The sequence below is a fragment of the Olsenella sp. An270 genome, from assembly GCF_002159735.1.
Classification (GTDB): Bacteria; Actinomycetota; Coriobacteriia; order Coriobacteriales; family Atopobiaceae; genus Thermophilibacter.
In genome coordinates this window covers 153,117-167,527 of record NZ_NFJF01000003.1, presented here as the reverse complement: position 1 = coordinate 167,527, position 14,411 = coordinate 153,117, and the positions used below count along the sequence as shown (strand labels likewise).

Genomic DNA, 14,411 nt, shown 5'->3' with positions numbered 1-14,411 from the left:
TGAGATCCGTTCCTCTCATCCAGAGAACCCAAACCGCGCACCATCGACAGGCGCACGCGCGATGGACGTTCTTCTCGCCTATGCGTCCTTCATGATGATGTCGCGCACGATGCCGGAGACGCGGTCGCACGCGTCGAGGCACAGCTCCATGCGGTCAAAGATGCGCAGCCAGGTGACCGCGTACTTGCCGGAGGCGTCCTCCTCGTCGGAGAAGAGGCGGCGCAGCGCCTTCTGGTAGACGGTGTCGCCCTCGTCCTCGACGGTACCGATCTCGATGGCCTTCTCCAGGACCACGCGGTCCTTCTTGTAGTCGGGGAGGTGGTTGATCATCTGCTGCATCTCGTGGACGGCGTGGACCGTGAGCTCGGAGATCTGCTTGGCCTCGATGCGCAGGTCGCCGATGTTGAAGAGGTCGAGGCGCACCGCCACGCCGTACATGGAGTCCACGACGTCGTCCATCGCCAGCGCCAGGCTGGAGATGTCCTCGCGGTCGATCGGGGTGATGAAGGAGGTGTAGAGCTTGGCCATGATGGTCTTCACGCGCTCGTCACAGGTGGACTCGTAGACCTTCATCTGCGGGATGGAGCTCATGGACTCCGGGAACTCGCAGATGATCTTATGGTACTCGTCCGCCGCCTCGACGATGAGGGCCGCGAACTCCTTGAGCATGGTGTAGAACTCGTCTTCCTTCTTGATGCGAGGCATGTGGACTCCCTTTCCTACGAGCTGACGAGAAGAACGTGCGGTCGTGAATCGCTGCTGGCTAGAACACGAGCAGGAAGAGCTTGGCGAGGGCGAAGCCGATGACGCCGCAGCCCGGGAACGTGAAGACCCAGGTGAGGACCATCTCCTTGGCAACGCCCCAGTTGACGGACTTGGGGTCCTTGGCGGCGCCGGCGCCCATGATCGCGGCGGTCTTGGTGTGGGTGGTGGAGACGGGAAGGCCCGTGAGCGTGGCGATGAGCAGCGACGCCGTGGCCGAGACGGAGGCGGCGAAGCCCTGGTACTTGTCCAGGCGCACCATCTCCATGCCGACCTTCTTGATGATCTTCTTGCCGCCCACGGCGGTGCCGATCGCCATGACCGCGGCGCACAGCACCATGATCCACAGCGGGAAGCCGCCCATCTCTCCCACCGTCATGTTGAGCGAGAGGGCGATGGCGAGCATGGCGGTGGACATGAACTTCTGGCCGTCCTGCGCGCCGTGCATGAGGGCCACGCCGGCAGCGCCGAGCACCTGCATGCGGCCAAAGAAGTTGTTGGCGGTGCGACGGTCGGCGTTGCGACAGGCGATGGGGATGACCTTGGAGATCACCCAGCCCGCGATGAAGCCCAGCACCGTGGAGAGCACGAGGCCGTAGACGACCTTGATCCACTCGCCCATGTTCACGCCGCCCAGACCGCCGGAGACGGCGAGGGCGGCGCCGGTGAGGCCGGCGATGAGCGCGTGGCTCTCGGAGGTGGGAATGCCAAAGGCCCAGGCGCCAAGGCCCCAGGCCACGATGCCCACCGTCGCGGCCGCGAGCGCGATGAGCGCGGCATGCGTGTCGCCGCCAAAGTCCACCATGCCGGAGATCGTGTCAGCGACGGCGGTGGAGATGAACGACATCGCGACAAGGCCCACGAAGTTGCAGATGACGCTCATGAGAATCGCCGAGTCGACGTCGATGGAGCGCGTTCCGACGGGCTCGGCGATGGCGTTGGCGGCGTCCGTGGCACCGTTGACAAAGATGGTGCCCATGACGAGAACCATGACGATGATCAGAAAGGGATTGCTCGACAGGACGCCGAGGAACTGCTCAAAGCTAATCAAGGGCGAACTCGCTTCCTTCTCGGCCGCCGGGGGGGTCGGCCAATTGTCACAGCTTTGTAAACGCTCGATAAGGATAGCGTAAACAGGCCGTGCGCAAGGCCGAGAAGTGCCCACGGCGCGCGTTCCGAGGGCCAGCTTACAAAGCCCTTACATTGGTCGCGAGACGAGAAGAGCCGCCGGGCGGACGCCCGACGGCTCGAAGTTTTGGCTGGAGCCAGCTACCAGACTCGAACTGGTGACCCCCGCTTTACGAGAGCGGTGCTCTACCAACTGAGCTAAGCTGGCACATCAGCGGTAACTCACTATACGAGAAGAGCGTTCGCCGCGCAAGCCGTGTTTTTGGTCGTAGTGTCCTCAAATGTGCCGACTTGGCAGAGAAATCCCTGCCAAGTCGGCACATTTGCAGAAGAGCGGGGCGAGAAGGACGCGCTACAGCAGGTGCAGGACGCCGCGGACGAGGCGCTCGAAGTCCTCGGCGTAGTGGCTCGCCGCCTCCAGGACCGTCTCGTGGGTCACCGCCGGCGCGCCGGACTCGTTGGCCGCGAGCGTGAGGCCCAGGACGTGCATCCCCAGCGCCTTGGCCATGATGACCTCGTTCACGGTGGACATGCCCACGTAGGACACACCCAGCTTGCGCAGGGCGGAGACCTCCGCGGGGGTCTCGAAGCAGGGACCGAGGACGCCCGCGTAGACGCCCTCGTCAACGTGGATGTCCAGGTCGTCGGCAACACCGCGCGCAATCGAGCGAAGGTACGGGGAGTACGCCTCGTTCATGTCCACGAACGGGCTCTCCACGTCGCGCAGGCCGTCCCACTCGGCGAGCGGGTTGCGCCCGGTGAGGTTAATCTGGTCGGTGAGGATGCCCAGGCCCACGCCGGCGTTGCCCGGGACCGCGCCCGTCGCGCAGGCAAAGACGATGTCACGGCAGCCCAGGTGATGCGCATGGCGCACGAGCGCGGTCACCTCGGCGGCGGAGTAGCCCTGGTAGAGGTGGATGCGACCGGGGTAGACCACCACGGGAACGTCGTCGATCGTGCCGACCGTGGCCTCGAAGCTGTGCCCGGCCACGGGGCGCGCCGAGAGCGGGAACCCCTCGATGTCACGATAGTCGATGCGACGCACCGGGCGCACGAGGCTCCCCAGGTGCCCGAGGCCGCTTCCCAGCACGATGGCGACGGGATGCTCCACGCTCGGCTTGCACGCCCGCACGGTTTCCTCGGTGACCACGCAGATCCCCTCCCTCTCGAGCCGCTCGGCGAAGACGCCCTGGCCCGCGACGAGCCTTCCGGAATACGTCCCATCGTAGACGAGGCCGACGCCGCAGGAGGGGCTCTTTGCCTTGAGCACGGCCAACGAGACCGGTGGGCGGCGGACGACGTCCATGCAGCGCTCGGCCCCCAGGGAGAACTCGACGGTCACGTCGCGACCGTCGGCGAGAAGGACGCGCCCGCCCAGCTGCTCCGCGGGCGGTCGCGGCACGGGCAGGCCCGACGCTGTCTCGGGACAGACGCGCACGACGTCGACCTTCTCGGCCAGCTCGAGGACCTCGGAGACAGGCTTGGAGCCCCCGTCGTAGCGGACGGGGGCCCCGAGCAGGCAGGCGCTGATCGCGACGCGCATGGCCCTACTCCGCGAGCGAGCCGATTTGGATGGTCGCCTTGGAGAGCAGGGCGTCGGTGTAGGCGGAGAGCTCCTCGGAGACCTGGTTGTAGGCCTCCTCGTAGACGCTCGACGCGACGCTGTAGGCGGCGCTCGCGGCGGCGTAGGTCGCCGCGTCGTTTGAGATCTCGTACCCGGAGAGCGTGGCGTAGTAGGTGCCGTCCGTGCGGGCCCAGTCGTTGGCGTCGGCGTCCCACTCGTCGCCGAGCAGGCCGATCACGTACTGCGCGTACTCGGCGGTGGGCTCGTCCTCCGCGCCCTCGGCGGGCTCCGACGGGGCGGTGGGCTGCTCGGGGAGCTCGGTCGTGGCGACCTCGTCCTGGAGCTTGCGCATGGTCACGGCGTCAGCGACGACCGAGCGCGCGGCGTCCTCGTCGATGCCCCAGCTCGTTGCCAGCGTCGCGAGGTCGGTGCCGAGGTTAGTCGAGACGAACTCGTCCACCTCGTCGTCGGTGGCGGTGAGGCCGCGCGCGTCGGCGTCGGCGAGGATGATCTGGTTCTGGGCGTAGGTGAGGACGTCACTCGCGGAGGGGACGTCGTAGGTCCCGTCCTCGTTGGCGGTGAGCTCCGCGTCGCCGCTCGACTCCTCGAGGACCTCCCGGGCCGTCACGCTCACGGTCCTGCCGTCCACGGTGTAGGTGGCGACTGTGCTGTCCAGCTCGCCGGCGGAGAGCGTCGTGCGGCCGTTCAGGGAGATCGTCCCCGCCCCGCCGAGCAGGAAGTGCCCGGCGGCCACGCCTATGGCGAGCGCGACGACCGCGATGACGACCCAGGCCGCGGTCGGCAGCTCGCGCCTCGTGCCCACGGCGTCCCCCTCGATGCCCTTCTCGACGTCCCTCTCGTCCTGGCTCATGACTCCCCCATCGCGTCCGGTGCGGCTCGTGCCTCCCCGCCGATTCTATCGTCGGGAGGGCGCGATCCCGGCAACCTCACAAACCTACTCGAGAGCTTGAAGGATCTCGGCCGAGAAGGTCTTGATGTAGCCCGAGCCGCTCTCGGCGTCAAAGCGCACGCGCGCCGCGAGGGCGTCCTTGGTGGCGTCCGACGCCGCGCCGCGCGCGAGGCCGAGAAGGGCCGCCAGCATGTCGCGGTACTCGGCGTCGCCGTGGTAGCACTGGATCGCCTCGTCGAGCAGCGGCCAGACCTGGTCGGAGCGCTCCGGCGAGCTCGCCCCGAAGCGGCACAGGAAGACGAACGCCGACAGGCGGACCGTAGCCGATCCGTCGTCGAAGAGCGAGGCCTCCGCGCCGTCGTAGGCCTCCGCCACGGCATCGGCGCTCACGTCGACGATGGCCGAGAGGGCGTCGAGCACCTCCCAGCGCGTCTGCGCCTCGGGGCGGTAGAGGGCGTCGACGAGGGCGTCGACGTGCGCGAGCATGAGGTCGGGATGCGCCTTGGCCGCGATGGAGAGCTGGTGGGCCACCTCCTGGCGCCTGCGGCGGCTCGCGCCGGAGAGCTCCTCGATGAGGCCCGATACCTGCGTGTCGTCAACGTCTGCCATGTTGGTCGGTTCCTTTCTCGCTACTCGCAGAACCCGTCGACCACGGCGGTGCCGCTCTTGGGGTCCTGGTGAATCTCAATGAAGCCGAGCTTCGCCGCCTCGCGGAGAAGCGCCGTGAACGAACGATACCCGTAACTGGACTCGGAGAACTGCGGGCGCTTCCTCTTCATCGTGTCCTTGAGGCGCGAGGCAAGGATGAAGGAGTCGCTCTCGCGCTGGAGGGCGTCGATCGTCTCGAAGAGCAGCTGGTAGCAGTCCTGCTTGTCCTTGGGGACCTTGGACGAGAAGTCCGGGATGCCCGGGCCGCGCGTGATGTCCTCGTAGAAGATGAACTCGTCGCAGACCTCGGTGAGCAGCGAGCTGGTGGCGTCCTTCATGCCCACGCCGATGACCGTCTTGCCAAACTCCTTGAGCTTGGAGACGAGCGGCGAGAAGTCCGAGTCGCCGGAGAGGATGGCAAAGGTGTCGATGTGGTCCTTCGTGAGGCAGATCTCCATCGCGTCGACCGCGAGGCGGATGTCGGCGGAGTTCTTGCCCGTGTAGGCACGGTCCGGGATCTCGATGAGCTCGATCCCCAGCTCGTGCAGGGGCGTCACGGCCGTCTCGAAGCGCTGCCAGTCGCAGTAGGCGCGCTTGGCGGTGATGCGGCCCTTGTCGACCAGGCGCTCGAGGATGAGCTTGACGTCGGGCAGCGGCCCCGGCTCCTGGTGGCCGTTGCGCTTGCGCCGCCCCGTTCCCAGGGCGAGGTTCTCGAAGTCTATGAGCACCGCGATGGAGCTCTGCGGGTTGTCAGTCGTGTTCATGCATCTCCTCATGACGCGCGGGCGGTCCGCCGCGTCATTTCTTCTTCTTGTCGTTCTTGTCGTCGACGACGCTCATGAGCTCGGGCTCGGGCGTGCCGTCGCGGCGCGCGCGGCGCACGGCCTCGGCGCGCTCGCCGTCCTCGGAGCGGCGCAGCTGGTCCTTGTTGACGCGGAAGTAGCGGTCGTGCGCCTTCCAGGGGCCCACGGACTCGTTGAAGCCCAGCTTGAGCCCGGCGACCGTGCCGCCCACGAGCCCGATGACGAGCACCACGAGCACCGGGAACGGCGTGAGCATGACCACGGCGCACGCGACCGCCCCCACGAGCAGCGCGATGACGTTCGCGATCACGTACTCGCGCTTCGTCACGCAGCGGCCGACGAGGCGCTCGCCCACGCCCACGCCCGTGACGGTCCCGAAGAGGAGGAACATCAGGGCGAATATGGCGCCCGCAAAGCCGTCGGTCACTCTGCGCCCTCCCCGTCGTGGCAGTGGCACTCGTGGCCCTCGCCGTGATGGTGGCCGTGGCCGCCGCAGCACTCGTGCTCGCCGTCGCCGTGGTCGTGGCCGCAGCAGCACTCGTGGTCGTCGCCCTCGTCACCCTGCTCGAGCAGCGACCAGTCGAGGCCGGCGGCGGCGCAGGTGCCCTCCTCCTGGTAGAGCAGGGTGAGCGCCTGCGTGCCCATGCGCGAGCCACCGATCTGGCAGAGCATGTCGAAGAGGGTGAAGGCGGTCTCGGCGCCGGGGAGCGTGATGTCGAGGTCCTCGGAGCGCTGGAGCGCGAGCGCGATGTCCTTGCGCAGATGCTCGGCAAGGAACCCCGGCTTGTAGTCACCGGCGAGCGACTTGGGGGCGAGCGTCCTGGACGCGCCGGAGCCGCCGGTGCCGGACGCCATGACCTCGAGGACCTTCTCGGCGTCGATGCCCGACTGCTCGGCGAGGGCGAGGGCGTCCGCGTAGCCCACCATGCAGGAGGCGAGGCTCACCTGGTTGCAGAGCTTGGCCGTCTGGCCGCCGCCCGGCTGGTCGAAGAAGAAGCGCTTGGACGAGAAGCACTCGAGCAGCGGCATCACCGGAGCCACGTCCTTCTCGGCCGCGCCGATGATCAGCGTGAGGGTGCCGTCGATCGCGCCCTGCTCGCCGCCCGTGACCGGGCAGTCGAAGGCGTGCTTGTCCTCGACCTCGGCGGCGTCGTGGATGTCGCGGGCGAGCTGCGGGGAGCTCGTGGTGAGGTCGATGAGCCAGGCACCCCTCTTGGCGGCGCGGATGAGGCCGTCGGTGGCGAGGTAGACGTCCTCGACGTCGGTGGGATAGCCCACCATCGTGAAGACGACGTCGGCGTCTGCCGCGGCCTCGGCGGGGCTGTCCGCCCAGCGGGCGCCGCGCGCGACGAGGCCCTCGGCCTTCTCGCGCGTGCGGTTGTGGACGGTCAGCTTGTAGCCGGCGTCCATGAGGTGGCCGGCGATGCGCTCGCCCATGATGCCGGTGCCGATGAAGGCGACGTTGTTGATCTGCAAGGGACTTCCTTTCTGCATGCGCGGCGGGCGCGACGGGCGAGCCGGGGCCCGCCGTCGCACCCGCCGTTGGTGACTACTGGCCGCGGACCTTGCGGGCGAGGCGGTCGGTGAACGAGAGGCTCTCGCGGCGGTCCTTGCCCCAGAAGAGCAGGGCGACCATGCCCGGGCCCACGTGGGCGCCGATGACCGGGCCCACGGAGCTGTAGATGACGGGCACGTCCTCGCAGCCGGGCTCGCGCCTCACCTGGTCGGCGAGCCAGCGCGCGTCCTTCTCGGCGTCGGCCGAGACGATGGCCACGGGGAGCTTCTCGTCGCCGCCCTCGGCGCCGAGGTAGTTTGCCTTGAAGTCGGCGATGATGGCGCGCAGGGCCTTCTTGCGGCCGCGGCACATGCCCCTCAGCGTGAGGGCCCCGTTGGTGTCGTAGGAGAGCTCGGGCTTGATGTCGAGCTTGCCGCCCACCGTGGCCGCCGCCGGCGGGATGCGCCCGCCGCGCGCGAGGGCGTCGAAGGACTCCAGCGTGAAGTAGCCGTGGATGTAGTAGCGCGCCTCCTCGGCCCAGGCGGCGAGCTCCGCGGCGGTGAGGCCGTTGGCCGCCTGCCGGACCGCCTCGATGGCGAGGAGCTCGGCCGCGGCGGACGGGCAGACGTTGTCGATGACGTGAATCTCGAAGTCGGGGTGGCTCTCGCGCACCATGTCGGCCGCCGTGCGGGCGGCGTCCACGCTCGAGGAGAGGCCGCGCGTGAAGGCCAGGTAGACCGTCGGCGTCCCCTCCTCCGCGGCGCGCTCGAAGACCTCGAGGTAGCGGCCGGGGGTCACCGCCGAGGTGGTGGCGACCTCGCCGGCGCGCATGCGGTCGTAGAACTCCTTCGCCGTCATGGTCTGCCACAGGTCGTCGGCGTACTCCTGGCCGCTCATGACGTACGTGAAGCTCACGATCTCCACGCCCAGGGCCTCGGCGACCTCGGGCGCAAAGTCCGCGCAGGAGTCGACGATGATCCTGACGTTGGACTTTCTGTGATAGGCGCGGCCCAGGCGCGCAGCCTCCTGCGACGCCTGGGCGTTGTCGGCGCCCGCCTCGAGCGCGGCGCCGGTGCTCATGCTGTTCTCGGTATCCTGGCTACTGCTCATTCTCTTCCTCGATCTTGGGCTTGATGATGCCGTACCCGCCGTTCTTGCGGTGGTAGATGACGTTGACCAGACCCGTGGTGGCGTTGGTGAAGACGTAGAAGTCGTGGCCGATGAGGTCGGTCTGGACGAGCGCCTCCTCCTCGGTCATGGGCACGAGGTCGATGTACTTCTCGCGGACGAGCTGGTCGTCCTCGGTCTCGTCGGGGCCGGGCTCGATGAGGGCGGCGAGGTCCTCCTGGGTGACCGTGCCCGCCTTGGCCTGCTGCATGCGCTGACGGCGGTCGATCACGCGCGTCTTGTACTTGCGGAGCTGCCGGGTGACCTTCTCGGCCGCCTCGTCGATCGCGGCGAACATGTCGTCGGAGCTGGCCACCACACGCACGACGTTGTCGCGGACGAAGACGGTGACCTCGCAGGCCTTGCGCTCGGGGTTGGAGGGGTTCTTGTCGACGCGGAGAACCACGTCGCAGGTCATGGGCTTGATGTCAAACACCTTGAGGGCGTTGCCCACCTTCTCCTCCACATGCTCGCGCAGCGAGTCGGAGACGCCGACCTTGCGGCCCGAGATCTTGATGTCCACCATGCGAACCTCCTTACGGTTGGGACGCGCCGGGGAATCGAGGTGCCCTCCCCGGCCCTAGGACACTCATACCCACTCGGGCGCCGACCGCGTCACGCGACGGCCCCGAGCGGGCAGACCTACTCGGCGGGCGTCTCCGCACCGGTTGCCTCCACGGCGTCGGCGTCCTCGGGCGCCGGCTCGTCCACGTGCTCGACGAGCCCGGTGATCACGCTCTCCGTCGTGAGGGAGGGCAGGTCGCCCACCCAGCGGGCGCGGGCGATGTCGGCGACGCCGTTGGTCTGCACGGCCTCGAGGGCCGTCTGCACGGCGGACTGGAGCTCGGGGACGCTCACGGCGACGCCCACCATCGTGGGGACCTCGAAGACGCCGGCGAACGAGATGTCGGTGTAGGCGGCGGCGAGGTAGGCCCCCGCGTAGGCGTCGCAGGCCACGTACTGGACGGAGCCCTCCTCGAGGGCCTCGAACGCCTCGTTGAGGTTGGTCACGGGCGTGCGCGTGACGCCGAGGTCGAACTCGTCGATCGCGACGGCGGAGACCGACCCCTCCTGGACGCCGAGCGTCGCGCCCGAGAGCGCGGAGGCGTCGATCGGCGCGGTCACGTCGTCACGGGTGAAGAGGCCCGTCGCCGTCTGGGCGTAGCCGCCCACCACGGCGGCCGAGCCGGCCTCGTCGGGCTCGACGCCCATCACGACGTCACAGGTGTCGGCGAGGGCGCCCTCGACGTCGTCGACCGAGACGAAGGCGACCGACGAGAGGCCCAGCTCGTCGGCGAGCGCGTAGGCCATGCCGACGTCGATGCCGGACTGCGAGCCGTCGGCGGCGGTGATGGCGAGCGGCGCGGTCTGCGTGGCGGGGATGCCCACCGTGAGCGTGCCGGCCTGCTTGAGCGCCGAGTCCGCCACCACGGGGGCGAGCTCCGCGCGACGCGCCTCGCGGGCCTCCGCCACGGAGGCGGTCCCGACGAAGTCGTCCAGGTTGACAGGGCCGATCGAGCAGCCCGCGAGACCGCCCGCCACCAGGAGGGCGCCCGCGAGCGAAAGGATGCGCTGACGCGTCATGTCCGACCTCTTCTCTCGTCGTACGTCGTCGTCTCACCCAGCTGACCTGGTCTTTGACCCCACACTCGCGCACCGGGGGCTTCGCTTCCGGCACCGCGGCGCCGCCACTTGAGCCCCTCTCGCCCGCGAGGCCGGATGCCTCATGCGTATGACGGGCGGTGCGGCTTACCTCTAGGACGAGCCATGCTCGCACGGACGCGCGCGCCCGTGCTTACGTGGATCCCTTTGCCCTCGTCTGGCATGGACTGGGGCGACCTGCGCCGCCCGCAACCACAGACCTGGGTTGAGACGGCTTTCAGTATACCTGCCGCGTGGTCGTTTTTCTCGGCACGACAAGCCGCGAAACGAACTGCTCACCAGACGCGTGCGAGCACGCAGGCGGTGACGGGGGCGGCGCCGCGGGCCAAAAGGGCGCGCGTGCCCTCCGCGAGCGAGGCGCCCGTGGTGGCGACGTCGTCCACGAGCAGGAGCCGAGCGCCGCCGAGGTCGTCGAGGGCCCGCATGGTGCCGGAGAGGTTCCTCTCGCGGTCGGCACGACCGAGATCCCTCTGGTCGCGGGCGGTAGGCCGGACGAGGACGTCCGCGAGCGGGACGCCGAGCTCGAGGGAGAGCTCGCGGGCGACGAGCTCCATGTGGTCGAAGCCGCGCCGGGCGTAGGCGGCCGCCGTGGCGGGCACGAAGCAGATGGCGTCGAGGTCGGCGGGCGAGAAGCGCGGGGCGCCGTCGCGGGCGGGCCAGGCGGAGGCCTCCTCGAGGGCGCACGCCATCGCCTGCGCGAGCACCGGCGCCAGGCGCAGCTCGTGGGCGTCCTTGAGGCAGGTCGCCATGCGGGCGGGCGTGCCGCGGAAGTCGAGCGCCGCCACCGTGGCGCGCGGGAGCCAGGTGCCGTCGCACTCCGTGCAGGTGAGAAAGCCGTACGGCGCTCCGCAGCTCGGACAGGCCAGGCGCTGCTCCACCCAGGGGAGCGCCGAGCGGCACTCGTCGCAGAGGAGCTCGCCGGGCTGCTCGCAGCCCACGCAGCGCGTGGGCCAGAGGCCCTCGGCAAAGGCATCCGCCGCACGGCGCGCGATCCCCGCGATCCGCATGCGCACCCCCCCCCGATCCCCGGCCGCCGCACGATGCGACTATCGTTGTAGCACCGCTCCCCCGGCCGGCGCCGTCTAGAAAAACGCAGGGTTGTCCTGGGGGCTTCTAGGAATCGCGGTCCTTGTCGCATGGCCTTCTAGGAAATCGCGCCCTTGTGCGGTGACGCCCGACAGGAGGCCGTTTTCTCGACAGCAAATCTAGAAATCCGGGACCTTGTACGGCCGAGAAGTACAAGGGCGCCGATTACTAGAAGGCGGTATGACAAGAGCCGCGATTTCTAGACGGGGCGCCGACAAGGGCGCGAATTCCCGGACGGGGCGCACAACGGGATCGGAATTGGCGCACAATGTGGGCACAGGACGAGGGAGGTTCGATGAGCGAGGTCGCGGCCAGAGCGCTGCCCGCGCGCGTCGCGCTCGTGAGTGCAGGCGGGGGCGACGCCGCGTCAACGCTGCTCGCGGACGCGACCGAGGCGCTGCCCGTCTACGCGCGGCTCTCGGGCGTGGCCGCGCCGGAGCTCGTGCGCGCGGTCGCGGGCGCAGACGTCGCCCGCTGCGACACGGTCCTTCTCGCCCTCGCGCTGGGCTCCGCCGCGCCGCGCGTCGAGGAGCTGCCCCTCAGCTACGCACCCGCCGGGGCGCGCGTCTATGCGCTGCTCTGCGTGAATGATGACCCGGGGATCGCGACGCACGCCCTCGCCGCGCTCGAGGAGCGCAGCGAGGAGCGCGGGCTCGTCTGGTGCGGCGGCCTCGTGGTGGGCGACGCCGGCCTCCTGCCGGACATGGCCCGCCGTCCGCGCATGGGATGGGCCCGGCGGCGCGTGTCGGAGGCGCTCGACCGGCTGGTCCTCGCCCTCCTCGCCGGCGAGGACGCGGGTGAGCAGTACGTGCGGCCGTCGCGCTACGCGCGCCTCACGTGTCGCGCGCGCTAGGCGAGCACGGCGCGCAGGGCAAAGCCGATCAGCACGAGGACCACGAGCGCCGCGCCGAAGTTGCGCAGCGCGATCGGGTTGACCACGTCCCGGGCCTCGTTTGCGTTGAGGTTCTCGCACCAGGTCTTCTCGGCACACGCGGGGCAGACGAAGCGCTTGGCCACGTAGTGGTAATGCGGCTCGTTCACCAGCGCCACGCCCTTGACGCGCGTCCTGGTGGTCGAGCGAGAGCGCCGCATCCCAGAGCGCGCGAACTCGCGCGGGGAGAGCTCGAACTCATGCCCGCATGACTCGCACCGCATGCGATAGCGCAGCCCCGAGGCCTCGACCTGCGCCAGCGTGCGACGCCATGCGGCCACGAACAGCGCCACCATGACGATGACGCACGCCAGGACGGCGAGAAGGACGACGGCAAGCCAGGCGTACATCGCGGTTCCCATCCCCTACAGCCCGAAGAACGAGCAGGCGTTCTTCCACAGCGCGTCGTAGGTGGACTGGCGGCCGCTGCGACCGGCGGCCTCGCGGACGTCGGCGATGCGGGCGGCCGTGAAGGCCACCATGGCGGGCTCGCACTCCTCGCCGCGCAGGGGCACCGGCGCCATGTAGGGGCTGTCGGTCTCGGTGAGCAGGTAGCGCTCGGGGCAGTAGGTGGCCGCCTCGCGGATGTCGTCGGAGCGGGTGAAGGTGATGGCGCCGCCAAAGGCAACGTGGCAGCCCAGGCGCGTGAAGTCCTCCATCACCTTGAGGTCCGAGGTGAAGCAGTGCAGGTCGCAGCCCGACCCGGGCACGCCCTCCTCGCGCAGGACGCGGGCGGCGAGACGGTGCGCGTTGGCGCGCACGTCGACGGCGGCGTCGCGGATGTGAAGCTCGACGGGCAGCTCGAGCTCGTGGGCCACGCGCAGCTGGCGGCGGAAGGCGGCCTCCTGCACGTCGGGGGCGACCTTGTTGTAGGGGCCGTAGTCGAGGCCGAACTCGCCCACGCCCACGGCGCGGGGGCTGGCCAGCAGCTCACGCAGGCGCTCGATCGCGGCGTCGTCCACCTCGGCCGAGCCGTAGGGGTGCACGCCGGCGACGATGCGCACGTTGTCCAGGAGCTCGGGAGCGTCGTAGCCCTCGAAGACGGGCGGCGTGAGGCCCATCTCGCGCGCCTCGACGAGGCACACGCGGGCGAGGTCGATCTGGCCCTCGAGCCAGGAGTTGAACGCACCCACGCTCTCCCACTTGCGGGGGATGTCGCTCACGGGGTCCACCGGCACGACGAGCAGGCGAACGCCGGCGAGCGCCGCGCGCACGAGCGCCATCGCGGGGTCGTGGGCGCGGAAGCTCGTGAGGTGGCCGTGCGTGTCGGCGAGCGGCGCGAGCGGGCGCGGCAAGTCGCAGACCGCACCCTTGCGGTCGTGGAAGAGCTCGCCGTCGGTGAGCATGAGGTCATCGAGCGCGATCTGTTCTTCGGACATTTCCTCTCCTCACTGGGAAGCTGGCTGCGAGAGCGCCTCGGCGAGGCGCACGAAGTCCGCCGGCGCGAGGGTCTCGGCGCGGCAGGTTGGCTGGATGCCCGTCTCGGCGAAGGCGGCGTCCAGGACGTCGCGCGAGAAGCCGGAGGCGGACATGGAGTTGCGGATGGTCTTGCGACGCTGCGCGAACGCGGCGTCGATCACGGCGGACACCTCCGCCACGCGCGCGGCGTCCACGAGCGGCTCGCGGTCGATCCGCACAACGGCGGAGTCCACGTGCGGCGGCGGCATGAAGTTGCCCGGGCCCACCTCGAAGCGCCCGGTCACGCGGGCGAGAAGGGCGAGCTTGGCCGTGTAGGCGCCGTAGGTGCGGTTGCCGGGGTCCGCGCAGATGCGGTCGGCCACCTCGGCCTGCACCATGACGACGAGGCGGCGCAGGCTCGGAACCTCCTGCAGGTAGCGCAGGATCACCGTGGCGGCCACGTTGTAGGGCAGGTTGGCAACGAGCACGTCGGGCTCGCCGCCCGCGGCCTCGGCGATCTGGTCCGGCGTCACGCGCAGCGCGTCGCCCATGAGGTAGGCGAAGTTGGGGTGCGCCGCGGCGTGCGCGGAGAGCACCGGCTCGAGCTCGCGGTCCATCTCGACGGAGACCACGCGGCCGGCCTCGGCGAGCAGCGCCAGCGTGAGCGTGCCGATGCCGGGGCCCACCTCGAGCACGCGGTCCTTCTCGCCAAGCTCCGCCAGGTCCATGATCTTCTCGATCACGTGGTCGTTCACCAGGAAGTTCTGGCCCAGGCTGTGCTTGGTCGCAAGGCCGTACGCCTCGAGCAGGGCGCGGGTGGCGCCGGGGTTTGCGAGAGGGGAACCCGTCACGCTCGC

16 protein-coding genes and 1 tRNA gene are annotated in these 14,411 nt (G+C 69.6%); 1 reads left to right on the top strand and 16 read right to left on the bottom strand.

What is annotated here, in order from left to right:
- Positions 1 to 78: 78 nt before the first annotated feature.
- The 13 genes from B5F73_RS04915 to B5F73_RS04855 form a co-directional block, all read right to left on the bottom strand.
- Complete coding sequence (locus B5F73_RS04915) at positions 79 to 705, bottom strand: DUF47 family protein (RefSeq protein WP_087227146.1); 627 nt, start codon at positions 703 to 705, stop codon at positions 79 to 81.
- Between the two features lie 58 nt (positions 706 to 763).
- Positions 764 to 1,813 carry an inorganic phosphate transporter gene (locus B5F73_RS04910; RefSeq protein ID WP_087227144.1) on the bottom strand — a complete coding sequence of 350 codons (1,050 nt, stop codon included), beginning with the start codon at positions 1,811 to 1,813 and terminating at the stop codon, positions 764 to 766.
- Positions 1,814 to 2,022: 209 nt separating this feature from the next.
- Positions 2,023 to 2,098 (bottom strand) — tRNA-Thr (locus tag B5F73_RS04905).
- A gap of 144 nt (positions 2,099 to 2,242) precedes the next feature.
- Positions 2,243 to 3,433: a purine-nucleoside phosphorylase gene (locus B5F73_RS04900; protein ID WP_087227142.1), complete on the bottom strand. Its 1,191-nt coding sequence runs from the start codon at positions 3,431 to 3,433 to the stop codon at positions 2,243 to 2,245.
- A 4-nt stretch (positions 3,434 to 3,437) separates the two neighbouring features.
- Entirely contained in the window at positions 3,438 to 4,325 is an 888-nt protein-coding gene (locus B5F73_RS04895) for a hypothetical protein (protein WP_087227139.1), read from the bottom strand.
- Positions 4,326 to 4,409: 84 nt separating this feature from the next.
- Entirely contained in the window at positions 4,410 to 4,973 is a 564-nt protein-coding gene (locus B5F73_RS04890) for a hypothetical protein (RefSeq protein ID WP_087227138.1), read from the bottom strand.
- A 20-nt stretch (positions 4,974 to 4,993) separates the two neighbouring features.
- A complete protein-coding gene (locus B5F73_RS04885; RefSeq protein WP_087227136.1) occupies positions 4,994 to 5,776 on the bottom strand; it encodes an NYN domain-containing protein in 783 nt (260 codons plus the stop codon).
- Between the two features lie 34 nt (positions 5,777 to 5,810).
- Complete coding sequence (locus tag B5F73_RS04880; protein ID WP_239379807.1) at positions 5,811 to 6,242, bottom strand: hypothetical protein; 432 nt, start codon at positions 6,240 to 6,242, stop codon at positions 5,811 to 5,813.
- Positions 6,239 to 7,309, bottom strand: coding sequence for an NAD(P)-dependent oxidoreductase (locus B5F73_RS04875; protein WP_087227134.1), 1,071 nt, complete (start codon positions 7,307 to 7,309; stop codon positions 6,239 to 6,241). The genes B5F73_RS04880 and B5F73_RS04875 overlap by 4 nt, the downstream gene beginning before the upstream one ends.
- Positions 7,310 to 7,364: 55 nt before the next feature.
- The gene (locus B5F73_RS04870) at positions 7,365 to 8,420 is read right to left on the bottom strand and encodes a DegV family protein (RefSeq protein WP_239379805.1); all 1,056 of its coding nucleotides are present in this window, start codon (positions 8,418 to 8,420) and stop codon (positions 7,365 to 7,367) included.
- Complete coding sequence (gene raiA / locus B5F73_RS04865) at positions 8,410 to 9,003, bottom strand: ribosome-associated translation inhibitor RaiA (RefSeq protein WP_204206262.1); 594 nt, start codon at positions 9,001 to 9,003, stop codon at positions 8,410 to 8,412. The genes B5F73_RS04870 and raiA overlap by 11 nt, the downstream gene beginning before the upstream one ends.
- A 116-nt stretch (positions 9,004 to 9,119) precedes the next feature.
- Positions 9,120 to 10,061, bottom strand: coding sequence for a transporter substrate-binding domain-containing protein (locus B5F73_RS04860; protein WP_087227130.1), 942 nt, complete (start codon positions 10,059 to 10,061; stop codon positions 9,120 to 9,122).
- Positions 10,062 to 10,414: 353 nt separating this feature from the next.
- On the bottom strand, positions 10,415 to 11,146 hold the full coding sequence (locus B5F73_RS04855) for a phosphoribosyltransferase family protein (RefSeq protein WP_087227127.1): 732 nt from the start codon (positions 11,144 to 11,146) through the stop codon (positions 10,415 to 10,417).
- Positions 11,147 to 11,520: 374 nt separating this feature from the next.
- Here B5F73_RS04855 and B5F73_RS04850 point away from each other — a divergent pair, with 374 nt between their 5' ends.
- Positions 11,521 to 12,078: a hypothetical protein gene (locus B5F73_RS04850; RefSeq protein ID WP_087227125.1), complete on the top strand. Its 558-nt coding sequence runs from the start codon at positions 11,521 to 11,523 to the stop codon at positions 12,076 to 12,078.
- On the opposite strand, the gene B5F73_RS04845 is transcribed toward B5F73_RS04850, so the two are convergent.
- From B5F73_RS04845 to rsmA, 3 genes are read right to left on the bottom strand one after another with little or no spacing between them, the layout of a single operon-like run.
- The gene (locus tag B5F73_RS04845) at positions 12,075 to 12,506 is read right to left on the bottom strand and encodes a hypothetical protein (protein ID WP_143803138.1); all 432 of its coding nucleotides are present in this window, start codon (positions 12,504 to 12,506) and stop codon (positions 12,075 to 12,077) included. The genes B5F73_RS04850 and B5F73_RS04845 overlap by 4 nt on opposite strands.
- Before the next feature lie 15 nt (positions 12,507 to 12,521).
- Positions 12,522 to 13,535, bottom strand: a complete 1,014-nt coding sequence (locus tag B5F73_RS04840; protein WP_087227121.1) for a TatD family hydrolase — start codon at positions 13,533 to 13,535, stop codon at positions 12,522 to 12,524.
- 9 nt (positions 13,536 to 13,544) lie between these two features.
- A complete protein-coding gene (rsmA, locus tag B5F73_RS04835; RefSeq protein WP_087227119.1) occupies positions 13,545 to 14,405 on the bottom strand; it encodes a 16S rRNA (adenine(1518)-N(6)/adenine(1519)-N(6))-dimethyltransferase RsmA in 861 nt (286 codons plus the stop codon).
- Positions 14,406 to 14,411: the final 6 nt, after the last annotated feature.